The 25,717-nt window shown below is 51.7% G+C and carries 26 protein-coding genes; 7 read left to right on the top strand and 19 right to left on the bottom strand.

Going from position 1 to position 25,717, the window contains the following annotated elements; translation table 11 throughout:
* Positions 1-15: 15 nt before the first annotated feature.
* Positions 16-2,229, top strand: coding sequence for a putative bifunctional diguanylate cyclase/phosphodiesterase (locus tag ACT53D_RS00130; protein ID WP_313987373.1), 2,214 nt, complete (start codon positions 16-18; stop codon positions 2,227-2,229).
* A 24-nt stretch (positions 2,230-2,253) separates the two neighbouring features.
* Here the strand turns inward: ACT53D_RS00130 and ACT53D_RS00125 are convergent, their stop codons facing one another.
* The 5 genes from ACT53D_RS00125 to murJ form a co-directional block, all read right to left on the bottom strand.
* A complete protein-coding gene (locus tag ACT53D_RS00125) occupies positions 2,254-2,613 on the bottom strand; it encodes a DUF1905 domain-containing protein (protein ID WP_476153886.1) in 360 nt (119 codons plus the stop codon).
* 45 nt (positions 2,614-2,658) lie between these two features.
* Positions 2,659-3,138, bottom strand: coding sequence for a signal peptidase II (lspA, locus tag ACT53D_RS00120; RefSeq protein ID WP_313987379.1), 480 nt, complete (start codon positions 3,136-3,138; stop codon positions 2,659-2,661).
* Positions 3,131-5,989: an isoleucine--tRNA ligase gene (gene ileS, locus ACT53D_RS00115; protein WP_476153883.1), complete on the bottom strand. Its 2,859-nt coding sequence runs from the start codon at positions 5,987-5,989 to the stop codon at positions 3,131-3,133. Before ileS ends, lspA begins: the two co-directional genes overlap by 8 nt.
* A gap of 83 nt (positions 5,990-6,072) precedes the next feature.
* The gene (locus ACT53D_RS00110) at positions 6,073-6,975 is read right to left on the bottom strand and encodes a bifunctional riboflavin kinase/FAD synthetase (protein ID WP_476144286.1); all 903 of its coding nucleotides are present in this window, start codon (positions 6,973-6,975) and stop codon (positions 6,073-6,075) included.
* A complete protein-coding gene (gene murJ / locus ACT53D_RS00105) occupies positions 6,975-8,519 on the bottom strand; it encodes a murein biosynthesis integral membrane protein MurJ (protein WP_476153881.1) in 1,545 nt (514 codons plus the stop codon). The genes ACT53D_RS00110 and murJ overlap by 1 nt, the downstream gene beginning before the upstream one ends.
* A 209-nt stretch (positions 8,520-8,728) precedes the next feature.
* On the opposite strand from murJ, the gene rpsT reads away from it, so the two are divergent.
* Positions 8,729-9,100, top strand: a complete 372-nt coding sequence (rpsT, locus tag ACT53D_RS00100; protein WP_194748589.1) for a 30S ribosomal protein S20 — start codon at positions 8,729-8,731, stop codon at positions 9,098-9,100.
* Positions 9,101-9,251: 151 nt separating this feature from the next.
* Entirely contained in the window at positions 9,252-9,716 is a 465-nt protein-coding gene (locus ACT53D_RS00095; protein ID WP_476153879.1) for a PH domain-containing protein, read from the top strand.
* A gap of 64 nt (positions 9,717-9,780) precedes the next feature.
* Here ACT53D_RS00095 and ACT53D_RS00090 read toward each other — a convergent pair whose 3' ends face one another.
* The 7 genes from ACT53D_RS00090 to ACT53D_RS00060 all read right to left on the bottom strand — a co-directional run bounded on the left by ACT53D_RS00090 (position 9,781) and on the right by ACT53D_RS00060 (position 14,979).
* Entirely contained in the window at positions 9,781-10,929 is a 1,149-nt protein-coding gene (locus ACT53D_RS00090) for a 5-(carboxyamino)imidazole ribonucleotide synthase (RefSeq protein ID WP_476153877.1), read from the bottom strand.
* Positions 10,926-11,420 (bottom strand): 5-(carboxyamino)imidazole ribonucleotide mutase, encoded by a 495-nt coding sequence (gene purE / locus ACT53D_RS00085; protein ID WP_476153875.1) that lies wholly within the window; start codon positions 11,418-11,420, stop codon positions 10,926-10,928. The genes ACT53D_RS00090 and purE overlap by 4 nt, the downstream gene beginning before the upstream one ends.
* A 68-nt stretch (positions 11,421-11,488) precedes the next feature.
* A complete protein-coding gene (proB, locus tag ACT53D_RS00080; protein WP_275356201.1) occupies positions 11,489-12,610 on the bottom strand; it encodes a glutamate 5-kinase in 1,122 nt (373 codons plus the stop codon).
* Between the two features lie 4 nt (positions 12,611-12,614).
* Positions 12,615-13,667 (bottom strand): Obg family GTPase CgtA, encoded by a 1,053-nt coding sequence (gene cgtA, locus ACT53D_RS00075; protein ID WP_476153873.1) that lies wholly within the window; start codon positions 13,665-13,667, stop codon positions 12,615-12,617.
* A gap of 212 nt (positions 13,668-13,879) precedes the next feature.
* Entirely contained in the window at positions 13,880-14,137 is a 258-nt protein-coding gene (rpmA, locus tag ACT53D_RS00070) for a 50S ribosomal protein L27 (protein ID WP_049637894.1), read from the bottom strand.
* Positions 14,138-14,184: 47 nt separating this feature from the next.
* Positions 14,185-14,499, bottom strand: coding sequence for a 50S ribosomal protein L21 (gene rplU, locus ACT53D_RS00065; RefSeq protein ID WP_018986099.1), 315 nt, complete (start codon positions 14,497-14,499; stop codon positions 14,185-14,187).
* 135 nt (positions 14,500-14,634) lie between these two features.
* A complete protein-coding gene (locus tag ACT53D_RS00060) occupies positions 14,635-14,979 on the bottom strand; it encodes a hypothetical protein (RefSeq protein WP_476153871.1) in 345 nt (114 codons plus the stop codon).
* 112 nt (positions 14,980-15,091) lie between these two features.
* Here ACT53D_RS00060 and ACT53D_RS00055 point away from each other — a divergent pair, with 112 nt between their 5' ends.
* Complete coding sequence (locus ACT53D_RS00055; protein WP_476153870.1) at positions 15,092-16,495, top strand: aminotransferase-like domain-containing protein; 1,404 nt, start codon at positions 15,092-15,094, stop codon at positions 16,493-16,495.
* 112 nt (positions 16,496-16,607) lie between these two features.
* Positions 16,608-18,017 carry a cytochrome c oxidase accessory protein CcoG gene (gene ccoG / locus ACT53D_RS00050; RefSeq protein ID WP_476153868.1) on the top strand — a complete coding sequence of 470 codons (1,410 nt, stop codon included), beginning with the start codon at positions 16,608-16,610 and terminating at the stop codon, positions 18,015-18,017.
* 45 nt (positions 18,018-18,062) lie between these two features.
* On the opposite strand, the gene ACT53D_RS00045 is transcribed toward ccoG, so the two are convergent.
* The gene (locus ACT53D_RS00045; protein ID WP_476153866.1) at positions 18,063-19,454 is read right to left on the bottom strand and encodes an exonuclease domain-containing protein; all 1,392 of its coding nucleotides are present in this window, start codon (positions 19,452-19,454) and stop codon (positions 18,063-18,065) included.
* A 306-nt stretch (positions 19,455-19,760) separates the two neighbouring features.
* On the opposite strand from ACT53D_RS00045, the gene ACT53D_RS00040 reads away from it, so the two are divergent.
* Positions 19,761-20,135, top strand: a complete 375-nt coding sequence (locus tag ACT53D_RS00040; RefSeq protein ID WP_228518828.1) for a MarR family winged helix-turn-helix transcriptional regulator — start codon at positions 19,761-19,763, stop codon at positions 20,133-20,135.
* An 81-nt stretch (positions 20,136-20,216) separates the two neighbouring features.
* On the opposite strand, the gene ACT53D_RS00035 is transcribed toward ACT53D_RS00040, so the two are convergent.
* The 4 genes from ACT53D_RS00035 to ACT53D_RS00020 form a co-directional block, all read right to left on the bottom strand.
* On the bottom strand, positions 20,217-20,444 hold the full coding sequence (locus ACT53D_RS00035) for a hypothetical protein (protein ID WP_194748600.1): 228 nt from the start codon (positions 20,442-20,444) through the stop codon (positions 20,217-20,219).
* Positions 20,445-20,504: 60 nt separating this feature from the next.
* Complete coding sequence (locus ACT53D_RS00030) at positions 20,505-20,777, bottom strand: hypothetical protein (protein ID WP_194748601.1); 273 nt, start codon at positions 20,775-20,777, stop codon at positions 20,505-20,507.
* Positions 20,778-20,792: 15 nt separating this feature from the next.
* Complete coding sequence (locus ACT53D_RS00025; RefSeq protein WP_194748602.1) at positions 20,793-21,002, bottom strand: hypothetical protein; 210 nt, start codon at positions 21,000-21,002, stop codon at positions 20,793-20,795.
* 114 nt (positions 21,003-21,116) lie between these two features.
* Positions 21,117-23,603 (bottom strand): putative bifunctional diguanylate cyclase/phosphodiesterase, encoded by a 2,487-nt coding sequence (locus ACT53D_RS00020; protein WP_476153864.1) that lies wholly within the window; start codon positions 23,601-23,603, stop codon positions 21,117-21,119.
* A 349-nt stretch (positions 23,604-23,952) separates the two neighbouring features.
* Here ACT53D_RS00020 and ACT53D_RS00015 point away from each other — a divergent pair, with 349 nt between their 5' ends.
* Positions 23,953-24,189, top strand: a complete 237-nt coding sequence (locus tag ACT53D_RS00015) for a hypothetical protein (RefSeq protein WP_313987427.1) — start codon at positions 23,953-23,955, stop codon at positions 24,187-24,189.
* Positions 24,190-24,262: 73 nt separating this feature from the next.
* Here ACT53D_RS00015 and ACT53D_RS00010 read toward each other — a convergent pair whose 3' ends face one another.
* Together ACT53D_RS00010 and ACT53D_RS00005 are read right to left on the bottom strand one after the other, a co-directional pair.
* Positions 24,263-24,604: a PilZ domain-containing protein gene (locus ACT53D_RS00010; protein WP_194748605.1), complete on the bottom strand. Its 342-nt coding sequence runs from the start codon at positions 24,602-24,604 to the stop codon at positions 24,263-24,265.
* Positions 24,605-24,809: 205 nt separating this feature from the next.
* The gene (locus tag ACT53D_RS00005; protein WP_476153861.1) at positions 24,810-25,634 is read right to left on the bottom strand and encodes a hypothetical protein; all 825 of its coding nucleotides are present in this window, start codon (positions 25,632-25,634) and stop codon (positions 24,810-24,812) included.
* Between the last annotated feature and the right edge of the window lie 83 nt (positions 25,635-25,717).

Here is a 25,717-nt window from a genome sequence, read left to right as displayed (position 1 = left end):
GCAACACCCGCTCAAATGTTATGGCTGGATAATGTGCACTGGTTTGTCACCAATGCGGCCTGCCTGATTCTGGCGCTACTGGGTTATTACCGCAGCCATCTCTCACACCGCCCCTGTAAACGCTGGTTTGTGTTTGGTACCTTGGCCTATTTTACCGGCGGCGTCCTCTGGATATTTGAAGTCCTCACCAAACAAACCAATTTCCCCGCCCAGTCCGATATTTTTTACCCCCTCATGGGCGTATGCCTCATCATCGGCTTTATCACCGCCTTACGCAGCCAGCTTTCTGCGGCCAAAACCTGGGCATTCTCGATTGACACCATTTCATTCAGCATTGCTGTTCTCAGCTACATCCTAATTTTATATTTGCCACAATCGTCCGAAGTCAGCCCACTACAGCTGGCCGTGCTCAGTGCCTACCCTGCCAGTTTACTCAGTGCTGCGCTGGTTTCCCTGCTATTGATCCCATACCTGCGACCGGCATGGATGATGCCCTGGCTTATGCTCAGCGCGGGGTTGACCTTGCTGGGCGCATGCTGGATGCAATGGAACCTGAACGCACTCAACCACGTGCCTCAAACTAGCCTCTGGACCAATTACGGTTTTTCAGCGGCAGACCTGTTGATCGGCAGCGGGCTGTATGGCTGGCAAGTCCGCATTGCCAAGCGCGTGTCTTATCACAGGCAATGCAGACGCGTTCGCGGCTTGATTCCAGCCATTACCTTTATTTTTAGCATGTGTACACTGGCGCTCATCTGGTGGCAAAGCGGCCCGCACCCCTATGCCTATTACATTGCCATCGGCTCAGTCATGATGATTCTGGTGTTCTCGGCCCTGCGGCAAAGTATCTTGCTGCGTGAGAGTGAAAAACTGCTACTCGCCGAAAATCTGCTGGCCGAAAAAGAACGCCAGTTCCAGCAGTTGTCGCGCAACGACCCGCTCACGCGGCTTCCCAACCGGCTGGCCATACACACTCTGCTAGAACACGCCATCATCACGGCAGCCGATGCCAGCGACACCGTCGCCCTGCTCATGATTGATTTAAAGCATTTTCAAAGCATTAACGACAGCTTCGGCCACCATACCGGCGACTTGTACTTACTGGAGATCGCCCAGCGCCTGCAATATATCACGCATGAATCCGGCGAGTTAGGCCGTGTGCATGGCGACAAATTTGCCCTGATTACCTCGCGGAAAACCGATGCCGAACTGGTTCATCTGGCAAACAATTTATGCAGAATTGTGCATAAGCCCGTGCTGATTGAAGGACATGAATTGATTCTGGATGCCTATATCGGCATCAGCCTGTTTCCGCGTGATGCAGAAGATGCAGAGCAGCTGGCACGCAATGCCAACACCGCACTTGCGCATGCCAAGCACGGCACCCAACATCCGTATTTATTCTATTGCAAAGAACATACCAGGCTGGCCCAAAACCGCTTCAAGCTCGACGTGCAACTGCGCAAAGCCATCAAAAAACAAGAATTCTTTTTGCAGTTTCAACCGATTTTCAGCCTGGGCAAACAACAACCGGTCATCTGCAATATTGAGGCGCTCATCCGCTGGAAAACCAACAAGGGAGAGGTGGTCTCCCCGGCTGAATTTATCCCCTACGCCGAACAGTCTGGCCTGATTTTACCCATGGGCGAATGGATTATTGCAGAAGCATTCAAGCATTGGGCCAAGCTGGTTAAAGACAGTGGTCATGAGGTGGGCCTTTCAATTAACATCTCCCCGCGGCAATTCCGTGACCATAGCTTGCCACTGCGCATTGCCGGGCAACTACAACGCTATCACCTGCCGGCCCGCTTGCTGACCCTGGAAATCACCGAAAGTGCCGTCTTTGAACATGAAGAACAGGCGCTGGAAACCTTAAAACAATTCAAGGCTATTGGCGTGCGCCTGTCGCTCGATGATTTTGGTGTAGGCAACTCATCGCTGTTTAAACTCAAACACCTGCCCCTGGATGAACTCAAAATTGACCGTGCCTTTATGATTGATGTACCGGAAAGCAGCGCCGACAGCGAAATTGTCAGCACCATTATCAAAACAGCCGGCATTCTGGGCTTGTCCGTTGTGGTAGAAGGCATTGAAACCGAAGCGCAGCTTGAGTTTCTGCGCAAGATCGGCTGCGATTGCATCCAGGGCTTTCTGCTGGGCCGCCCGATGGATATCCAAGGCATTCCGCCCCTGTTAGTCGCGGCCAAGACACAAACGCTGAGCGCTTAATCTTTGACGCTGTCAGCCTACGGCTTAAAACTGCAGTTTGAGCTGTATAGTCACGGCATCACCTTCCCGCACACTCGCCTGCTTGCGAATTTCTGCCTTTAAAAACAAGGCATAGCGCTTGTGATCAAATGCCGGAAAAATCGAGGTTTGCCACGTCAAGGCTGGGGCTGGAATAGATGGGGCGCGTTTGGAAGTGATACTCGCAGTGACCTTGACCGCCCCCCAGCCGCGGCGTTTGGTTTGATGGTATTGGCTAAGGGTATGAATTTCGTCAGAGATGTCTGGCGGCAAGCTGACGTAATGCCAGGTGCTTTTGCTGCCTTGCCAAAGCCTGATCACATCAGTAAACGTATATTCCAGTCCATCCATCACCACCTCAGTCATCGCAAGTCACCAGGACCCGCGTTCACTAGACTGCAGAACGCGGTTTCAGGAGGCCGTGGGTTGTTTAAAACTATCCAGCATCAACATGCCCACACCGACGCAAATGGCACTGTCTGCCACATTAAACGCAGGCCAGGCCCATTGCTGATAATAAAACAGCAAAAAGTCCACCACATAGCCGAGCGTCAGGCGATCATAGAGATTGCCCAAGGCGCCGCCCAACACCAGCGCCAGCCCCAAACAGAATACCTTTTTCTGCGGATGTTTGACCAGCAAATACACCATCACGGCCGAAGCCAGCGTAGAGACCGCGGTGAAAAAGCCATGCTGCCAGCCGCCGGCATTGGCCAAAAAGCTAAAGGCCGCGCCGGTGTTGTGGTAACGCACCAGATCAAAAAAACCGGTCACTGGCACGTGCTCGCCATAGACAAACATGCGCTGGATCAGGTGCTTGGTGTAGAGATCAAGCGCGATGACAATGGCGCTTAACACCAGCCATGGCAGAGCCGAGCGAACATTAGGCATAGTTGCGCACTTCACCTTTGCCAAACAGGTTGCTTACACAGCGGCCGCACAGGGTCGGGTGTGCGAGATCAATGCCGACATCCGCACGGTAATGCCAGCAACGGTCGCACTTCTGGTGTGCGCTCGGCTTCACCAGGATTTTCTGCGCTGACGCATCGGCCACTTTATAGGTGATCGCGCTGGAGGTGATCATGACAAAGCGCAAGTCATCCTGCAGGCTGCTCAGGGCTTCAAACGCCTCGCTGGTAACATGAAACTCCAGCTCGGCTTGCAATGAAGACCCCACCTTGCCTTCGCCACGCAACACTTCAATCTCTTTGGCAGCTTGCGCGCGCAAGGCAATAACAGTTTGCCAGTGCTGTAATTGCGTGTCACTCAAGCCATGGGCAGGCAATGCATACCAGTCTTCTTCAAACACGGTCGCCACAGCATCCAGTCCCAAGGTCTGCCAGATTTCATCAGCAGTAAAGCTCAAGATTGGCGCCATCAAACGCATCATGGCATGCGTGATGTGATGCAGGGCGCTCTGAGCCGCACGTCGCGCATGCGAGGTTTCACCGCTGGTGTACAAACGGTCTTTGAGGATATCGAGGTAGAAACCGCCCAAGTCTTCAGAACAGAAACTCACAAATTTCTGTACGGCCAGATGGAATTCGTATTTGTCGTAATCGGCCAGAATACCCGTTTGCAATTGATGGGTCAGATGCAGCGCGTAACGGTCAATTTCCAGCCACTGATCAACCGGCAACAAGTCTTTGCTGGCATCAAAGTCAGCCAGGTTAGAGAGCAAGAAGCGCAAGGTATTGCGGATACGGCGATAGCCATCGGCCACGCGCTTGAGGATCTCGTCACTGATGGTCAGCTCACCTGAGTAGTCGGTTGAGGCAACCCACAAGCGCAGGATATCAGCACCATAGGTGTCCATCACCTTTTGCGGTGCAACCACGTTGCCTTTGGACTTACTCATTTTGTGACCTGCTCCATCCACCACAAAACCATGTGTCAGCAAGGCTTTGTAAGGCGCATTGCCATCAATGGCGCACCCAGTCAGCAAGCTGGACTGAAACCAGCCACGGTGTTGGTCAGAGCCTTCCAGATACAAGTCAGCCACAGGCTGGTGTTCAGCCTCACGCTGGTTAGCTGCCGCAGATAGGCTAGCATGATGCGCTGAACGCACCACTGCATAATGCGTGGCGCCAGAGTCAAACCACACGTCCAGCGTATCGGTCACTTTTTTGTATTGCTCGGCATTTTCAGGCGCATGCTGCGCGAGGAAAGTCGCGCCATCGAGGCTGAACCAGGCTTCTATGCCCTGCTGCTCCACCTGTTTGCACACGGTTTCCAGCAACTGCATGGTCTGTGGATGTGGTTCACCAGTTTCTTTATGCACAAAGAACGGCATAGGCACACCCCAGTTACGCTGGCGAGAGACGCACCAGTCTGGGCGGTTTTTAATCATGGCCTCCAGGCGTGCACGGCCCCAGCTCGGGAAGAACTGGGTCGCGTCTACCGCTGTGTTGGCATGTTCACGCAAAGCTTTGCCATCTTTGCCAACAGAGTTCATGCCAATAAACCACTGATGCGTTGCCAATTGCATCAATGGCGTTTTATGGCGCCAGCAATGCGGGAAGCTGTGGTTTAAACGCGCAGAGGCAAACAGCACGCCGTTTTCCTGCAGTTTAGCCAGAATCACTTTATTCGCATCCTGGCGGCTCAGGCCACGGATCTCAGCCAGCTCAACCAGTTCACTGCTAAAAAATTTGCCATCGCCACCAATCAAGACGCGTGGCTTCTCGTTAGGGAAATTAGCGCGCATGACCAGCCAGTCATCGTTACCGTGCGCTGCCGCCGTGTGCACCAAACCGGTACCCGCATCTGTCGTCACATGGTCACCGGTAATCACTGGTACCTGACGGTTATCGAATGGGTGTTGTAGCAATAACCCACGCAAAGCTTCACCTTTGCAACTGGCCAGTACAGAAGTATTTTCTTCTGCATATCTGGCCAAGGTTTTCTCGGACAAGTCCCGCACCAGTATCAGCAAACCCTTGCTGGTCTGGATCAAATCATATTCCAACTCGGCATTCACACTCACCGCCTGGTTGGCAGGCAAGGTCCAAGGCGTGGTGGTCCAGATCACGGCATACGCATCGCCGCTCACGGTCGTACCAAACGCATGACTCAAGCCGGCGTTATCAACCACCTTGAAGCCCACATCAATCGCAGGCGAATTGACGTCTTCATACTCAACCTCGGCTTCAGCCAGCGCAGAACCGCAGTCCACGCACCAGTGCACGGGCTTGGAACCCTGGTACAAATAGCCATTCTGGTAGATTTCGCCCAAGGCACGCATGATATCGGCCTCGGTATTAAACGCCATGGTCAGGTATGGGTGATCCCAATCGCCCAGCACCCCCAGGCGAATAAAGTCTTTTTTCTGCTTCTCGACCTGCTCGGCGGCATAGGCGCGGCACAGCTCGCGGAACTTGGCCGGGTCTATATTTTTGCCATGGTTTTTCTCGACCACCAACTCAATGGGTAGGCCGTGGCAATCCCAGCCTGGCACATAAGGCGCGTCAAAACCACTCATGGTTTTGGCCTTGATGATGATGTCCTTGAGGATTTTATTGACGGCGTGACCAATGTGAATATCGCCGTTGGCATAGGGAGGGCCATCATGCAGGATGAACGCTGGCGCACCTTTGCGCTTGGCGCGGATACGCTCGTAGACCTTGCGCTCTTGCCAGCTTTTTAACCAGGCGGGTTCGCGCTTGGACAAATCGCCACGCATGGGAAAGCTGGTTTCGGGTAAATTCAGTTTATATTTTGAATCTTTGCTTTGGTCGGTCATTTAAAAATCCATGAGTTAACCGCCGATCAACGCAGATGCACGCCGATAAAACCCTCTATCAAAATATAGAAGGCTATCGGCGTTTATCCGCGTTCATCGGCGGTAAAATATTGCTTTGCCTGCAAGGCATCCAGCGCAATCTGCGCTTTTAACGCATCTAGTCCGGCAAACTTTTGTTCGTCACGCAGTTTATGGAAAAACTGCACATGCACATGCTGATCATAAAGATCACCATTAAAATCAAACACATGCACTTCGAGTTTAAGCTTGGGGATGCCTTCCAGCGTCGGGCGATTGCCCAAATTGGCCACAGCCGGTAAATTGTTCAATTTTACCGCATAAACCCCTGTCAGTGCAGGCCGTTCGTGGCGCATATGGACATTGGCAGTGGGGAACCCCAGTTGCCGGCCCAGCTTGGCGCCATGGACGACCTTGCCACTGATGCTGTAAGGCCGCCCCAGCAAGGCCTGCGCTTTGAGCAACTCACCAGCCGCCAGCGCATCGCGCACCAAGGTGCTCGACACACGCTCACCTTGCAGTTGCACTTCTGGTAAGGGAATCACATTAAATCCGTGCTCAATCAGGGTTTGCACACTGCCCGCCCGCCTGGAACCAAAACAGAAGTCCTCGCCCACCATCACCACATTGGCGTTGAGTTGCTCGCGCAGCACTTGCATAAAAGCGGTTGGACTCTGCCCGGCAAACGCCTGGTTAAAGCGCTGCACATAGACATGCTGCACACCACACTCGGCAAAATACTCCAGCTTTTCGCGCATGGAGGCCAAACGCGCGGGGGCGTTTTGTGGTGTAAAAAATTCACGTGGATGCGGCTCAAAGGTCATGACCGCTGGCGTAATCTTGTAGGTTTGCGTGTAGGCAATCAGCTGCCTCAGCAAGGCCTGATGCCCTAAATGCATGCCATCAAAATTACCGATGGCTATCGCCTGCGGCGTTTGAGCCGCTGGAAAATGACGAAATATTTGCATTATTTGGCCACCCGCTTCATAAAATGTTGAGGCCTAAAGCCTAGCAAACCTAAGGCTGAAAAATAAACTGCCATACCCAAAACCACCACCCCCGCCAGATGCAGCATGCGCTTCAGGGCTGGCATGGCTAACCAATCCCCCACCCAACGATCTGTGGCGTGCAATGCCAAGGCCATCAGGGTGACCGCAACGAGCAGCTTGAACAGAAAGCGGCCCCATCCTGGCTGCGGCTCGAACGCACCACTTTTTTGCAACATAACCCACAGCATGGTCGCATTCAGGCAAGCGCCCAAGCCCACAGCCAGCGCCAGCCCGGCATGCTGCAATGAAGTAAACAGCAAAAAGCCCACATTGAGAATTTGGGTCATCACCAAGGTAAAAATCGCAATTTTGACCGGCGTTTTGACATTTTGGCGTGCATAAAAGCCAGGGGCCAGCACCTTGACCATAATCAGGCCCAGTAGGCTCAGGCTATACGCAATCAGGGCGCGCTCGGTTTGCGCCACATCGACCGGTGTGAATTTGCCGTAATAAAATAGACTCGCCACCAATGGTTTGGACAGCACGGCCATCGCCACAGCCGCCGGAATGGCCAGCATAAAGGTTAGGCGCAGGCCCCAGTCCAGCAATTGCGAAAACTCGGCGCTGGATTTATCCACATGCGCCTTGGATAAGCTGGGCAACAAAATCGTGCCCAATGCCACGCCCAGCACCCCAGTCGGGAACTCCATGAGGCGGTCAGCGTAATACAGCCAGGACACACTGCCGGTGGGCATGAATGAGGCAAAAATGTTATTCAACACAATCGAAATTTGCGCGACAGAAACGCCAAAAATCGCGGGCCCCATGAGCTTAAGGATGCGGCGCACGCCTTCATCTTGCAAATTCAGTTCGTAGCGCGGCAACATGCCTATCTGTTGCAGGTAAGGCAGTTGATACAGCAACTGAATAATCCCGCCGACAAACACGGCCCAAGCCAGTACATACACCGAGTTGTGAAAATGCGGGGCAATAAAAATCGCAGCGGTGATAAAACTCAAATTGAGCCAGACCGGCGTAAATGCGGGCACCTGAAACTTGCTGAAGGCATTCAACACGCCCCCCGCCATCGAAACCAGCGAGATAAACAGGATATAAGGAAAGGTAATGCGCAACAGCTCCGTGGTGAGTGCGAATTTGGCCGGGTCGCTCACAAACCCAGGCGAGGTCAGCCGCACGATCAGCGGTGCTGCCAGCATGCCCACAATGGTGATTCCGACCAGAAACAGGCCCAGCAAACTGGCAACATGGTTGATCAAGGCCCGGGTCGCTTCTGGCGTGCGTTGCTTGCGATATTCGGAAAGGATAGGCACGAAGGCCTGACTAAACGCACCTTCGCCCGAGATCCGGCGTAATAGATTAGGAATCTTGAAAGCGACAAAAAAAGCATCGGTGGCCATCCCCGCGCCAAAAATACGGGCAATCAAGGTGTCACGCACAAATCCCAGCAGGCGCGAAATAAAGGTCATGCCACCCACGGTGGCCAATGCTTTGAGCAAATTCATAAATGGTGGAAAATACAGGCCCTGGTTTATTTTTTTGACCGTGAGCCGCTCCCAACGAACGGCTGACTGATTAAAAATTTGGCCGATTTTACCATGCAGGCATCCGCAGTCGAGGAAAATGCGTTTTTATCTTGCAAAAACAAAGCGAAAACAGTATGATGCACGGTTTCGTATCACACCCCTTTTGAAAGTTACAGGATAAAACGAATATGGCAAATACCGCACAAGCTCGCAAACGCGCGCGCCAATCCGTCAAAGTTAACGCGCACAACGCTGCGTTACGTTCAACTTTGCGTACTGCGATCAAAAAAGTAATCAAAGCGATTCAATCTGGTGACAAAGCTGCTGCTGTGGCTTCTTACCAAGAAAATGTCAGCGTGATCGACCGTATCGCTGACAAAAAAATCATTCACAAAAACAAAGCTGCTCGTCACAAGAGCCGTTTGACTGCAGCAATCAAAGCATTGTCCGGTGACGCACCTGCAACTTTGGTTTCTGTGAAAAAAGCAGCAGCCCCTAAAGCCGAAGCTGCACCAGCTAAAAAAGCTGCCAAGCCTCGCGCGAAAAAAGCCGCTGAATAATTTCAGTAGGGGTGCATACTAAAAAAGCCGGACTGATGTCCGGCTTTTTTATTGCCTTGATCTATTGATTACGATGATCTAGCGCATTATCGAAACCGCTGTTGCTGCTATGATCACAGCTGAAATTGCAATCTTTGCCCAGGAGAGCCCTTTGAGTTTTATTGACAAAAACTTGCTTGAGAATGAAGCGGTGATTTACCGCGCGCAGATGCACTGGATTATTTTCCTGAATACCTTCATCTACTTATTGTTGAGCGTGTTGGCGTGCGCATTTAATCTGCGCTTGGCACAATCCAACCAGCTATTATGGGCGATCAGCCTGCTCGGCTTGTTGCTGTCCTTGATCAGTGGCATCAGCAGCTATATCCGCTACAAGACCTCTGAATTTGCCATTACCAACAAACGCGTGCTGATCAAGATTGGCTTTATCAGACGCCACTCGCTGGAAGTATTGCTCCATAAGGTGGAAGGCATAGGCGTCAATCAAAGCATCCTCGGCAGAGTATTCGGCTTTGGGACGATTACCGTCACAGGCACAGGCGGCACCAAAGAAACGTTTGACCAAATTGCTGCACCGCTTGAATTTAGAAAACAGGTGCAGGCAAACCTTTCGTAGCCTGCCTGCTTCAGAGACAAAAAAGCCCGGATAACCGGGCTTTTTTGATGGCGCTGGCAAACAGTTATTCACCAATATGCAACTCGCTACGCGCCACTTTAGCGGCATTCAACACAGCCTGCGCATCATCGCCAATCACCGTGAAATGGCCCATTTTGCGGCCTTTGCGCGGCTCATGCTTGCCATACAAATGCATTTTGAGGTTGCCGTGGGCAAAGGCTTTATCCCAAGCTGGCTCTACCTGTTTACCACTGTACAGCCAGCTATCGCCCAGGATATTCACCATCACCGCATCGCTATGCAAGCGCGGACTACCCAAGGCTTGGCCGGTGATCACTCGCACTTGCTGTTCAAACTGATTGGTGACACAGGCATCGATAGTGTAATGGCCGGAGTTATGAGGGCGTGGCGCAATCTCGTTCACCAGCAACTGGTTGCCCACCACAAAAAACTCAACGCCCAACACGCCGACATAATTGAGCTTGGTCGCCAGTTTTTTGGCGAGCTCTTGCGCATTGGCTTTGATCACTTCAGAACAGCGCGCAGGGGCGATGCTGACATCCAGAATACCATTCAAATGGCTGTTTTCTGCCGTGGGGAAAGCGGCAATATGGCCGTGCGCATCTCGCGCAAGCACAACAGACACTTCCAGGTCCAAAGGCAGCATTTTCTCCAGCACGCAGACTTCTTGCTTAAAGCCCTGAAAGGCAGCGACCGCTTGCTCACGGTTGGCAACACGCGCCTGACCTTTACCATCGTAACCGAAGCGCGCCACTTTGAGCACGGCAGGATACATCTCACCATCGGCAGGCAAGTCGCTCTCCGCCATCACTGGCACAAACGGACCCACCGGCAAGCCAGCTTCTTTAAAGAAGGTTTTTTCTTTCACACGATGCTGGGCAATCGCCACAGCATCCGCGCTCGGATGCACGACGGTAGACTTAGCTAAGGTAGCCAGCGTCTCGGCCGGTACATTCTCAAATTCGGTAGAGATGGCCTGGCAGGTTTCCGCCATGGTTTTCAGCGCGGCCGCATCGTCATAGGCTGCACATAAATGCACATCCGCAATCATGCCTGCCGGACTGTTCTGGTCAGGGTCCAGCACAGTGACTTTATAGCCCATCTCGTGCGCTGCGATCACAAAAAAGCGACCCAGCTGGCCGCCGCCTAACATGCCCAACATGGCAGGAGGTTGAATCACGGATGATGTCATGGTTTTTCGCTCAACTCCATTGCATGCACTTTTTCAGCTTGTTTTTTGCGGAAGGTAGTTAATTTTTCTGCTAACGCCGGATCTTGATTGGCCAGCATCGCCACAGCAAACAAACCGGCATTGGCCGCACCGGCATCGCCAATGGCAAAGGTCGCTACCGGGATGCCCTTGGGCATTTGCACGATGGACAACAGGGAGTCTTGCCCTTGCAGGTGTTTGGAAGGCACAGGCACACCCAACACTGGCAAGGTGGTTTTTGCTGCAACCATGCCAGGCAAATGTGCGGCGCCCCCCGCCCCGGCAATAATCAGCTGAAAGCCATTGCCTGCGGCAGACTCAGCAAACTCGAACATCAGGTCTGGCGTACGATGGGCAGATACCACGCGCGCCTCATAAGCGACACCAAAGTCTGCCAGCATTTGTGCGGCATTTTTCATCACCGGCCAGTCACTGTCCGACCCCATAATAATGGCTACCAAAGGTTTACTCATCCCGTTACCTTTTAATCAATGTGTTCACTTGTCATGCATAGATGGCTTCTGCAGCCAGCTACGTTTGCTTATAACAACACCAGATTGTCCCGGTGTATCAATTCTTTTTCTTCCACATACCCCAGCACGCTTTCTATTTCGCTACTGGGCTTACGTTTAATCCGTCGTACTTCATTGGCATTGTAATTGACAATGCCGCGTGCCCATTCCTTACCCGCAGCATCGACGCAAGCCACCACATCGCCGCGCTCAAACTGGCCCAGCACATCCACCACGCCAATCGGCAGCAGGCTTTTACCCTCTTTGGTCAGGACATTCACCGCACCGTCATCCAGCACCAATTTACCCCCCACACGCAGATGATCCGCCAGCCATTGCTTTTTAGCCAGCGTTTTCATTCTCACGGCTTGCAGGTGCGTCCCAATCGCCTCGCCCTGACTCAAACGCACCAGCACTTCCGGCTCGCGTCCTGAAGCAATCACGGTATGTGCGCCACTGTTGGCGGCACGCTTGGCGGCCAATATCTTGGTTAACATGCCGCCAGTACCCACTGAGCTGCCTGCGCCGCCTGCCATGCTTTCGAGCGCAGGATTGCCTGCAGTTTCAAAATTGATAAACACGGCATTCGGGTCTTTACGCGGATCGGCGGAATACAGGCCTTTTTGATCAGTCAGGATGATCAGCGCGTCTGCTTCAATCAGATTCGCCACCAGCGCGCCCAGGGTGTCGTTATCACCAAAACGGATTTCTTCGGTCACTACCGTATCGTTTTCATTGATGATTGGGATGACATTGAGGTCTAGCAGTGTGCGCAATGTACTACGCGCATTAAGGTAACGCTTGCGGTCGGCCAGATCTTCGTGGGTGAGCAGCAATTGCGCCGTGTGCAATCCGTGTTGCGCAAAGCATTGTTCATACATCTGCACCAGGCCCATTTGGCCAACGGCCGCAGCGGCCTGCAATTCATTGACCTCTACCGGGCGTTTTTTCCAGCCCAGTCGCTGCATGCCTTCGGCAACCGCACCACTGGAGACCAGCACAACTTGTTTGCCCTGCTTGACCAAGGCACTGATTTGCTGTGCCCAAGCGGCAATCGCCGTCTTATCCAGGCCCTGACCATTGTTAGTCACCAGGCTGGAACCCACCTTGACGATCAGGGTTTTACTGTCTTGTATGAGTGAAACGCTCATAAAACTATTCTGTGATCGGTTGGACTGGAGTCTCTTCAAGGTCACGTTGCGCACGCGTCTGGTCTATATGATCCATGATGGCGTAGGTCAAGGCCTGGCAACCAACACCGCTAATGGCGGAGATAGGAAATACCGGTCCATCCCAGCCATAGGCTTTGATAAAGTCAGCCACTTTTTGCGCACCGTCTTCCAGCATATCAATCTTATTCAACACCAGCCAGCGGGGTTTGTCGTAAAGTTCTTGATCGTATTTTTTCAGCTCGTTGACGATGGCCTTGGCTTCCTGCACCGGATCGACGCTCTCATCAAACGGCGCAATATCGACCAGATGCAACAGCAAGGAGGTGCGTTGCAAATGACGCAGGAACTGATGTCCTAGTCCAGCCCCCTCCGCCGCGCCCTCAATCAGGCCAGGCACATCGGCAATCACAAAGCTGCGATTGCTATCGACCCGCACCACGCCTAGGTTAGGGTGCAATGTGGTAAAAGGATAATCGGCGACCTTGGGCTTGGCGGCAGACACCGAGCGAATAAACGTCGACTTACCGGCATTAGGCATGCCCAGCAAGCCCACATCGGCCAATACTTTCAGCTCGAAATATAACTCAAAAGCTTCACCAGGCTCACCCTTGGTACATTGACGTGGAGAACGGTTGGTACTGGTCTTAAAATGGATATTCCCCAGACCGCCATTGCCGCCTTTGGCAATCAGGACCTTCTGGCCATCAGTATTCAAGTCCGCCATCATTTGGCCGGTGGCCTTATCGCTGATGGTCGTGCCGACAGGCACACGCAGTATCATGTCGCCCCCCCCCTTGCCATAGCAATCGGAACCGCTGCCATTTTCGCCACGCTCGGCCTTGAAGGTCCGCGTATAACGGTAATCAACCAGGGTATTGATATTGCGGTCTGCAATGACAAAGATGGAACCACCACGGCCACCGTCACCGCCATTGGGACCGCCCATAGGCTCGTATTTCTCACGGCGGAACGTGGCAACACCGTTGCCGCCGTCACCGGCGTAGACTTTGATGGTCGCTTCGTCAATAAACTTCATGATTCAATTTGCCTTTAAGCGCATTACTGCGTAACTCGGTGCTCAAAACCTGTGTGTATTGCAAGCTCGGGCCTACCGTGCGCCTTGCACTGCATCTTAAAATTTCTCACTGCGCGCGGACAATCCAGCGCACAACCATACAAGGCTACAATCTGATAACTATAAAGTAAAAAGCCCCGTCAAGCGACAGGGCTTTTTTCATAAAAGTGCGATTAGACCGCTTCGATGCTCACGGTATGACGCTTCAATGCGCCTTTTACAGCAAATTTTACTTTGCCTTCTACCAGTGCATACAGGGTGTGGTCTTTGCCCATGCCAACGTTTTCACCAGCGTGCATTTTAGTCCCGCGCTGACGCACGATGATGCTACCAGCGTTGACTACTGTTTCACCGAAGGCTTTAACGCCCAGGCGTTTGGCTTGTGAGTCGCGACCGTTACGTGAACTACCGCCTGCTTTTTTGTGTGCCATGTTTGATTCCTTATTCTAGCAATCTGCTCTACTCAAGCAGAACGTGCTTATTTTGCTGAAATAGTGTCGATTTGAATTTCTGTGTAGCTCTGACGATGACCTTGCGTCTTGCGGTAGTGCTTACGACGACGCATTTTGAAGATCATCACTTTGTCACCACGGCCATGTGAAACCACTGTGGCATTCACTTTTGCACCAGCTACCAACGGTGCACCAATCGTAGTTGTCTCGCCGTCTGCAATCAACAACACTTTGTCGATCACTACTGTGGAGCCAACGTCGCCAGTCAATTTCTCAACTTTTACTTTGTCACCAGCGGCTACTTTGTACTGTTTGCCACCTGTTTTAATCACTGCGTACATAATAATGCCTTAAACATCGCCTTTTAAAGAACCCGCAATTATACGCAATTTATTCGGGAATGCAAATATATTTATGCATCATTTCAATCGCGTGCAGGAACGGTGGATGGCAGCCAGCGCTGGCACCAAAGGGGGTTAGTTTACCCTAGATCGCCAGGGACGAATACTGCCACGTGTGTAATAGCGGTAGACTGCAAACACGCACATGAGCAACTCCTCTTCCAGCACGGGATTTATCTGCTTGTCCATTTGCATGTCCGCCACCCGATACACCGGTTGTATTTCCAGATTATTCAGCGAGCTCAAAGGCTGAAATCGCACATTGAGCAGAACCCGGCTGTGTTGCATTAATTGCACGGTAAACATATCTTGCACGGCAAGCTGTAACGACTGACCATCTCGCAATGTGACGCCGTAGAGCTTTTTGTTGTGCTGAATCATTTGCTCAACCCCCGTATGAATTTTCCCTGTGTCAGTCATTGGTCCTGCCGCCTGCTGAAAAAGACAAGCTTAACGCCTACGCTGATTGCATCACAGAGGCAGTTTGCTTTAAATTGACCATATCAGATAATCCCCCTGTCAGGACCATGGCTTGAAAAAATACGAAATAATTGCCGAAGAGATCGCCAGTGCGATTCAGCAAGGCTTGCTCAAGCGGGGAGACAAACTGCCTTCTATCCGGCACATCCAGGCCAGCAAACAGGTGAATGCTTCGACCGTGTTTCAGGCATATTATCTGCTGGAGGCCCGCGGCCTGATTGTGACGCGCCCGCGCTCTGGTTACTATGTGGCGGGGCCGTTACGCAGCGAGCGCCTGCTGCCACAAGCAGCTCACAATGCCAGCCACCCGACCAAACTGCAAGTCAGTGACCTGGTGTTCACGTTGCTGGAGCGTATCAAAGACCCGCAACAAATCCCGTTTGGCTCGGCGTTCCCAAGCCCGTCCCTGTTCCCGCTTGCCAGACTGGCCGACCATATGGCCAGCACGGTGCGCCGCATGCAGCCACAACTGACCGTCAGTGATATCGGCCAGGGCGATGCCGAGCTGCGGCGGCAGATTGCATTACGCTACCAACTGGACGGCAAGCCGACGGATCCGCATGAGATCGTGGTGACCAATGGCGCCATGGAAGCACTGAACTTATGCCTGGCCGCGGTCACGCAACCGGGCGATAGTGTAATCATCGAATCGCCGAGTTTTTATGCGGCGCTGCAAGCCATCGAGCGCATGGGGCTGAAAGCCATCGAGGTGCCTAGTGACCCTGAACTGGGCATAGACCTGGTGGCGCTTGAGCAAGCAATCCTTCAGCATCACCCCAAAGCGTGCTGGCTCATGACCAATTTTCAGAACCCGACAGGCAGCCTGATGCCAGAGCCGAAAAAACAGGCGCTGGTGGCCCTGATTACCCGCCACCAGTTACCGCTGATTGAGGATGACGTCTACCGCGAATTGTATTTTGGCAAACAGCGGCCTTTACCGGCCAAGACTTGGGACAACGAGGGCTGGGTCATGCATTGCAGTTCATTTTCAAAATCGCTCGCGCCCGGATACCGCGTCGGCTGGGTCTCTGGCGGGCGCTTCAGCGAAACTATCACGCGCCTCAAACTCTCCACGACCCTGGCGACCTCGATTCCGGCACAGCTGGCCCTGGCCAGCTATCTGGCGAAAGGCGGTTACGACAAACACTTGCGCCAACTGCGTCACCAGCTTATGTTGCAACAACTGCAGTTCACCCAAGCCATTCATCAATCCTTTCCTGCTGAGGTGCGCTACACCCTGCCGCAAGGCGGCTATTTCTTATGGCTGCAACTGCCCGGCCATCAGGATAGCCTCGGGTTGTTTCAGCAAGCCATCCAGCATAATATCAGCCTCGCCCCTGGACACTTGTTTTCCTCGCAACAGCAATATGCCGGATATGTGCGTCTGAACTATGGCCACCCGCTCAATGCAGAGCACAGGCAGGCGATAGAGACTCTGGGGCAGTGGATGCAATAGCCAACGAACAACCCAGCCAATCTGATATGGTTTTTTATTTAAAAACTGAATCTGTTTTAAATTAATCCCGCCCTCTACACTACACACGTCTTCATCAAGATAGAGTGCCTGTATGACCGCTTCCCGTAGCAAACCCGTGATCCCGATTGTGGCTGCCCCTGCCAGCGAACAAACGATTTCGCTGTATCAGAAAACCAGCAAAGTCTACCCGCGCAGTGTCAGCGGCTATTTTAAAAACTGGCGCTGGTTCATGATCTGTGCCACGCAACTGGTGTTTTACGGCTTACCCTGGCTGCAATATGGCGGCCGCCAGGCGTTTTTGCTCGATATTGATACGCATCGCTTTTATCTGTTTGGCCTGGTGATCTTTCCGCAGGACCTGTTTTATCTGGCCATGCTACTGATCATTTGTGCGGTCGGATTATTTTTGTTTACGGCGGTGGCAGGCCGGCTCTGGTGTGGCTTTTCTTGCCCGCAGTCGGTGTATACCGAAATTTTCTTATGGATGGAACGCCGCATAGAAGGCGACCGCCTGGCCAGGCAAAAGCTGGATGCCCAACCCTGGGGGCTACGCAAAACTGGCCTCAAGTTAAGCAAACACTCGGCCTGGCTCGGCTTTTCGCTCATTACCGGTTTGAGTTTTGTCGGCTACTTTACGCCCATCCGCGAGCTAGTCACTGACCTCACACAATGGCAGTTAGGTGGCTGGTCCTGCTTTTGGCTTGGCTTTTACAGCCTGGCGACCTATGGCAACGCAGGCTTCTTGCGCGAACAGGTATGCAAACATATGTGCCCCTATGCGCGTTTTCAGAGTGCGATGTTTGATAACCACACCCTGATCGTCGCCTATGACAGTGCACGTGGCGAACCGCGCGGTCACCGCGCCAAGGGTCAGGACTACCAGTCACAGGGACTGGGCGCTTGCATCGATTGCAGCATCTGCGTACAGGTGTGCCCGGTAGGCATTGATATCCGCAATGGACTGCAATATGAATGCATCAGTTGCGGCTTGTGTATTGATGCCTGCAATGACGTGATGGACAAAACGCACTATCCGCGTGACCTGATTCGTTTTTCTGCGGCTGGCGCCACAGACCAGCACGCGCTCAGTTCCCATTTATTGCGTCCGCGCGTACTGATTTACAGCAGTTTATTTGTCTTGATGATCGCCTGGCTGGGATACGGCTTGCTACACAAACCGGATTTCAAGGTCGATATCATGCGTGACCGCAACATCCTATACCGAGAAACCAGCCAGGGCATCGAAAACGCTTACCAGCTGCACCTGACCAATGCCACCGAGCACCGCGAAAGCTATCAATTACGTGCAATTGGTCTGGATGGCTTGCAGATCGAAAGTGAGCGAACACTGACTGCGCAACCGACGGAGGAAGTCCTGGTGCCGATGAGCCTGCTGGCCCCCGCCAGCGACCACCGTGGCAGCCAGCGCATCCAGATAGAAGTGACTGCCTTATCCAGCGGCGAAAAAGTCAGCACGGAAAGCACCTTCTACCAGCCCTGACCTGACAGCACCCCTTGCCCGCGTACCATGGCTGACCTACCCTCTTTAGTCAGCCAAATCGAGTACGCGGGTCTTTTTATGCGCCAGCATTTTCAGTAGCAGTTTGTAACTATCCAGATCAAACTTGAGCGCTGTGGTTTGCGCACGCAAGGCATTTAAACTTTCATCGTCTTCTGCCACGCCCAGATAGACCCAGTGCTCAAACACATGAATCTGACGCAGATCATGCTCCAGGTCATATTCCTCAATGCCAATCTTGCCACGATAGGGCCAGACTTTCAGCTTGTGCGCCATCAGCGCCTGTTGTACGCGCAGAGCATGCATTTCAGGCGATTCCTGTCCGCAGCATACACCTTTGCAGCGCCTGAGCTGAAAGGCAAAACAAGGCCCGCTGCGGCCGGGTTCCAGCCCCAGGGCCTTGACACATAAATGACTGAGTTCAGCAATCTTGCGCAAGGTTTCCACAGCCTGGCGCTTGCTTCTAAAGGTGCCAAACAACTGGGACATCTGGCTAGGATCAATCTCATCCTCATGCACCAGCCTGACTAAAGGTTGCGCGGCCGGATCAATCTGCCAGCTGCATAAAGAGCGTTCGCGGCGAAGCTGACGGTTATAAATGGGCTGTCGCTCCTTGACCAGCCGCGACTCCAGCAACAAGGCACTGAACTCACCGGCGGTCGCGATCCATTCAAAACGCTTCATCTCCTGCGTCATGCGCATCTCCTTGGTGGAGGCATGATCGCTGCTAAAATGCGACAGCACGCGTGCGCGCAGATTGACACTTTTACCGATATACAGGGGCAAGTCATTCTCGCCATAAAACAGGTAGACACCCGGCGCCTCAGGCAACTCGCCGACCAGGCTGGCATCAATATGCGGTGGCAGGGTTGGGGCTGACATCAGCTTAAGCGCGGCAGCTTTCACGGCGTCTTCGCCAAGCTCTCGACGCGCATCGTTGAGCATGACCAGTATCGCCTCCACATCGCCCATGGCGCGGTGTCTGGCCAGGCCAGTGATCTGGTGGCGTGCCACAATCGCATCTATGCCATGACTATAATGTTGCGGATAAAGCAATCGTGACAGCTTGACCGTGCACAATACTTTTTGCCGCAAAGTGATGCCTATGCGCTTGAATTCGGTCTTTAAGAACCCATGATCAAAGCGTACATTGTGTGCCGCCAACACCGTGCCCTCGAGAAAAGCAAGCAAGGTGTCTGCAACCTCGGCAAACGTTGGCGCCTCTGCCACCATGCCGTCATTGATGCCTGTCAGCGATTGAATAAACGGCGGGATAGGCTGTTGCGGGTTGACCAGTGTTTGCCAACGTGCCGTTTCGACGCCGTGGTCAAAACGCACCAGCGCAATTTCGGTAATCCGGTCTTTGAGTGGTGTGGCCCCGGTGGTTTCGAGGTCAAGAAAAGTGACAGAGGGCAACATCAGGCAGACAAACGATCACAAATGCAACATAAGAAATTTCATGGCTTTTATTTTAGCCCAGAAAGAGTGTTTTAGCGGGTTTCAATTGAGACGCATTGCAAGGCTGCTGTAAGCTCACTACGATAAGATTTAACGATTATTATGTAACATTAGTTACATACTCCTACACGACAACTATGGACACCCTCGATAAATGGTGCTGTAATTGTCTTTATACATATTAATGACAATATAATTTTAACTATGCCAAATTTATACTTAGAAAATCAATTATGTTTTTCGTTGTATTCCGCTACTCATGCCTTATTGCGGTCTTATAAGCCTGACCTTGATAAGTTAAATCTGACTTATCCGCAATATCTGGTTCTGGTCGCCTTGTGGCAATACAAACAGCTCTCGATTAAAGAAATTGCAGAGAAGCTATTACTGGAGCCTGCCACGATTACGCCTGTGGTCAAACGACTGGAAGTCAAAAAACTGACCAAGCGTACCCGCCAGAAAGATGATGAGCGCGTAGTGATTGTCAGCCTGACTGAAGAAGGTCAAGCCTTGCGTAGCAAACTGTCAACCGTGCAAAAGCGCGTGGCCTGCGATACCGGCCTGTCTAATGATGACTTTGATGGGCTCAACAAAACATTGAGCAATTTGACTAAAAACGTTTCTGCCAAAATCCCAGGCTAAGCGCACACCGGACCCTCGCCCAAACAAAAAAGCTGTGATGACATTCATCACAGCTTTTTTATTGCCGCCAGGAATAACCGCCTAGTCAGGCATATTGAGCTGGCGCATAAAGGCGCGAAATGATCCTTGAGACGCTTGTAACGCCTGTAGTTTGCTGAGTGACTCAGAGAGCGCATCACTCATTACCGCCAGCGCGTCTTCATCAAGCCGCAAACTCATGGCACCTATTTCCAGTTCAACCGTACGGTGGGTTTCACAATAGTGCACGCGAAACCCGCTTTGGCCGGACAATAATATTCTTTTACACATCATGTTTTCTTTCTACCATTCGTCGATCAGAATTCATCCAGCAGCACCAAAAGCGCGCGCTTAGCTGGTCGCCAGTGCCGGTCCGGCCTGCTCATGTTCATTGACTAGCAGGGTCCAGTGCACGCACATGCGGCGCGACACGTGACATATCAGGTCGGAATCCGCGTATTCTGGCGCAGCCAATGTTTCAGCTAGCCGCAACGCCTGTTTGGCCAGGTCATAGGTGGGTTTTTTGATATATAACGTCGCCACATATAGCAGCGAGGCCATCACAGACTCGGCATCAGGCAAGCTGGGGTCATAACGCATGGCAGGCATAGTCATGGTTTGCATGGTGTGTTCTCCTCTCTAAACCGTCATCGCAATCTCGGTCTGCATCACAATCCGTGCCGCCGCCTTGCGCAACATTTCATTAATCACAATAAAGCTGTCTGCTTCAAACTTGAGCGTAGTCCCGCCCACTTCGAGCTCCACCATGTCTGATGACTGGTGATAAAGTACTTTGCATGCGGTGTTGCCGGCCAGCATGGTTTTACCCACAACAGTTTGACGTTTCATCACAAGCCTCCTTTAGCTGATTGAGATTAAATGATAATGATTATCATTTATAAAGTCAACCAAAAAGACGGCATGCGTGATAGCGGTGGTAAATAAGGGCCAGAGATCGTGCGATTAGTGACGGTGCGGATAGGCCAGCAAGAATGCAGTGGCATCCTCGACTTGCATGGGTTTGCTTAACAGGTAGCCTTGCATTTCATCACAGCCTTGCGCCTGCAAAAAGGCTTGTTGTTCAGGCGTTTCCACCCCTTCGGCAATGGTTTTCAGGCCCAGGCTGCGCGCCAGTTGAATGATGGCAATGACAATGGCCTTGTCTTCATCATCGGTGGTGATATCGCGCACAAAGGACTGATCGACCTTGAGCTTGTAGACCTTGAATTTTTTGAGATAGCTTAAAGACGAATAGCCGGTCCCAAAGTCGTCAATCGACAGCCGCACGCCTAGCGCGTTGAGCGCATCCATCATGGTCACCGCCCCCATGGGGTTCTCGAGGGCTACGCCTTCGGTCAGTTCAAGCTCCAGACAATCTGGTGCCACGTCATAGCGCTCAAGCGTGCTTTTCACCAGCGCAGGTAATTTGGGATCACGGAACTGAATACTGGAGAGATTGACCGAGACCGTCATCTTGTCTAATCCCAGCTGCTGCCAACGCTGAATTTGCTGCGTCGCCTGTTCCAGTACCCAGCTACCAATGGCAATAATCAGCCCGTTAGACTCCGCCAGTGGAATAAACTCTGCAGGCGAGATAAAGCCCAACTGTGGATGCTGCCATCGCAACAACGCCTCTACGCCAACCAACTGCCCATTCTCCAGTGCAATTTGTGGCTGGTAATACACTGCCAATTGCCCCAGGGCAATGGCGTGACGCAGGCCATTCACCAATTGCAAATTGCGCGCCGTTTGCAATTGCATATGATTACTAAAGAAACGGAAACTGTTACGACTCTCCTGCTTGGCGCGGTACATGGCAACATCCGCATTGCGTTGCAGGCTTTCCATATCCAACCCGTCATCAGGATAAATCGCCACACCAATCGAGGCCGTGATTGTTAACTCATACTGGTCAATAATCACAGGCAGCTCAACCACCTTGAGCAGGCGCTCGACCATGTCTTTGGCCATCGCCTGATCGGCCTCAGTCAGCAGAAAGACAAACTCGTCACCGCCCAGGCGGCAAATCGTATCTTGCGGGCGCACCATGGCCTGAAAGCGCTTGGTCAGTGCCACCAGCAGATTATCGCCGTAGCGATGGCCCAGACTATCATTCACGTCCTTAAAGTGGTCCAGGTCGAGAAACATCAACGCAAACTGCCCATCCTGATCCCAGGCTTTTTCGATTTCAGCCATCACGCGCTCGGTGAGCAGGTTGCGATTCGGCAGCCCGGTCAAGGCGTCATAATTAGCCAGAAATCGAATGCGCTCCTCAGCCTGTTTTCGCGTGGTAATGTCGCGGATAAACGCGCTGTAATAATGATCGTCGTCGCGCTCGATTTCAACAATCGTCAGCTCGATCGGAAACTCCTGACCATCGCGCCGGATCGCCGTGATCTCAATCAACTTGCCCAGTAGTGTAGATTGGCCGGTTTGCTGCAAACGCAGCATGCCCTGATGATGCGCCTCCCTGTAAGCGGAAGGGACAATGACCTCGCCCAGATCGCGTCCCATGACATCAGCTCGCGCATAGCCAAACAGTTGGCTGGCCGCCCGATTCCACTCGACAATCCGCCCGGCCTGATCAATATTCACAATCGCATCCAGCGCGTTTTCAAGCACAAGCTGCGCGCGCTGCTCACTGATCTGCAAATCCCGCCTAAAAGCCGTGCGCTGCGCCTCAACCGCAAAGCGGTCCAGCGCAAAATCAATATTGGCCGCCATGTCCTTGAGCAAATGCTGGATATTTTCATGAAACGCCTGCGGCTGCTGGGCATACAATGCCAGGCAACCTATCACCCGGCCTTCTGTATGCAACGGTAAAAAAGCGGCTGAATGCCAATTGAACTCCTTGGCTTTGTCATGCCAGGGCGCGGTGACCGGATGCGTTTGGAAATGCTGTACCCAGTAAGGATGGTCAGACACAATCGCCAACCCACAAGGTCCTCTGCCACTGACCTGTGAAGGATCTGCTGTAATGGTCAGCTGATCGAGATACTCAAGCCCTGAACCATAAGCACTCGCCATCCGAACCTGCTTGGTATCATGATCCAGCTCACCGACCCAGACCAGATTCGCGTGGCCCAGATGTACAATAATGCGACAAATCTGGTCGAACAGCGCCTGTTGATTCTGGCTTTGAATAATTAACTGATTACACTGGCTTAAAGCCATGTAGAGCTGATTCAGCTGCCTATGCTGCGCACTGGCTTCAGCCTGCTGTGCCTCCACACGTCGCTTGAAGAGCACTTGCTGGCGCCAGGCCAACCAGCCGCCCACACTCCACACCACCAGGCCGATCACCAGAAGCAAACTGACAGAACCCGCCTCGGCAGAAAAATCATCGCCCGTCGCCAAATATAGGCAACACAATAGAACACACAAGCCTATCAGCCATATCATTCTGATAAGCGCGCCCTGCCCTGCGAATATGTTTTTTTGTGCAGTCATGGATGTCCAGCTTAAGCCCCCGCACATTAATTTAAGGGAAGTGACTAAAATCAATTCGCCAATTACACAGATAAACATCCGACAAATTGACTGATACGGATAAATCAGTGATACAGACCGGCCGGTCATCAACAAGACCAGAAAGCTTAAGACAGGGGTATGGCGCAAAATACAAACATCACCAGACCAACAATCACCCAGCAACGATGCTAATACAAGCGTTTAAAAATAACCAGCCCATCCCCTGCATGCAAAATATGTCACCTCTAGACCTCAAGCGCGGGAATCATCCCCAAACCGCATTAAACCAGATATATTTATAATCATAAAAACAACTCGGGGGCACACAATGGACTTTAAGGTATTCTCGGCATTCTATTTGGTACCACTCATTATCTCCGCCATCGGCTCGCTGATTGAATTCAGAAACTGCGAATTCAACACTCCCAGGCACGCCCTGGGCAAAGCCTTCTTCCTCACCTTCAGGAGCATGGTGCCCGTCCTCAACATCTTCTCAGCCATCCTCTACTTGATGACCTGCGGCGCCTACACCTGGAAAAAGTGCACCCTTAGCAAAAAGCAGTAAGCCAAAAACAAAAAGACCCAAGGCACACACCCTGGGTCTTTGCATCTCTCGTGGCGACCATCTGCCCACACGCTTATCTGGACATCACTGACTGAATCAAGTGTTTATTTTCTGACGGCACATCCAGAAACTCCAAATTAGTCCTGAATCCCCGCATCCCGCACAAGGATGAAAAAACCACTCGACAGTTAAACCTGTATTTGCGCAAGCCAGACTCAGCCGCCACCGGAATCTCCACATCACACACCTGCCCGGGCTTGTAATACTTATCCGCAAACAGGCTCATGCCGCTCATGGAAATATCGTGGGTAACTGCAGTATAGGCGCGTCCAGTACTATCAATTAACTGAGACTTTTTGCGCCACAAACGACGGTTTACGTCAGATGAATTGTTGTACAAACTACTGATAGACATGATGCAAAAAACGTCAAAAACATTTACTTAATTGACCAATATTTTATTAAGGATTTTTGCTCTGAACAAGAGGGTTTTATTTAAAGAAAAATTTTAAATAGGCGGGATTTAGCATAAACACTAAATGCCCTTACTGTAATAATAAACTTGATTTAAAGAAAAACTCGTCTTAAGCCTTTTCTGAGACTAACTGCGACTGACCTCTTTATAACTGACAGGAACCCGGCTCATCTTGAAATCCATTACTTTGGACATATCCAATGGCTTCAAGCTCATCCTGGAGGCTGATTTGATACCAACGATATTCGTTATTATTTCTGGGTCCTATATCTGTAATCACTACCATTTGATCGCGTTCAGCACTCCACACAATATCTGAGCTCGGATCGGGTTTAATATATGCCTGAGTGTGTTCTGCTAAACAAACTGATTCGTCTTTTATATGCCCATAGAGATCGTAGTCGTCACCTTCCCAATGGAACACTGGATTTGAATCACATCCAGTACAATACATAGGCATAATGAACTCACTCTCGTTGACTTCAACTCCAAAAATAATTTCTGGGTCATTTTGAATTAACCAATATGGCTTCGAGTGTTGCTCATTCTCGAGTCCATTAAAAACCACTACACTAAATTTAGCGTTGCTTACCAAAACAACTATGAAATCTAAATAACCATCCTGGTTAGTATCCGCAGATACCATCGGTCTAAAGAATTCTTCTTTGAATTTCTGCTGAAACTTTTGCTCTTGTTGACTATGCAAACACCAGCGAAAAATATCTGGATGATCTGAAATGTCCTTGAGGGTCGATACATGATATTCAGGATTCTCTCTCAAAAATAACTTTAAAATCCCACTGTCTACCAGCCTCTTATCAGTCTGGTCATTTGCCTCTAGTTCTGGCAGACATCCATATTGGGCCATAACAGACTCTTGGGGAGGAGGTGGCTTTGACTCGCAAGCTACTAATGAAGTGCTCAGTACAATAACTATCCACTTAATGCTTATAGAAAATTCTTTTTCCATATAGTTTGAATCGCCACTAACTTTGTAGACACTGCTCAGCCGATTGATTGAACTGCTTTTCAAAGTCTATCGGAGATAGCAAG

The sequence above is a fragment of the Methylophilus sp. DMC16 genome (assembly GCF_056314045.1).
The sequence above is the reverse complement of the archived record's forward strand: the minus strand, read 5'-3'. Positions and strand labels throughout refer to the sequence as shown.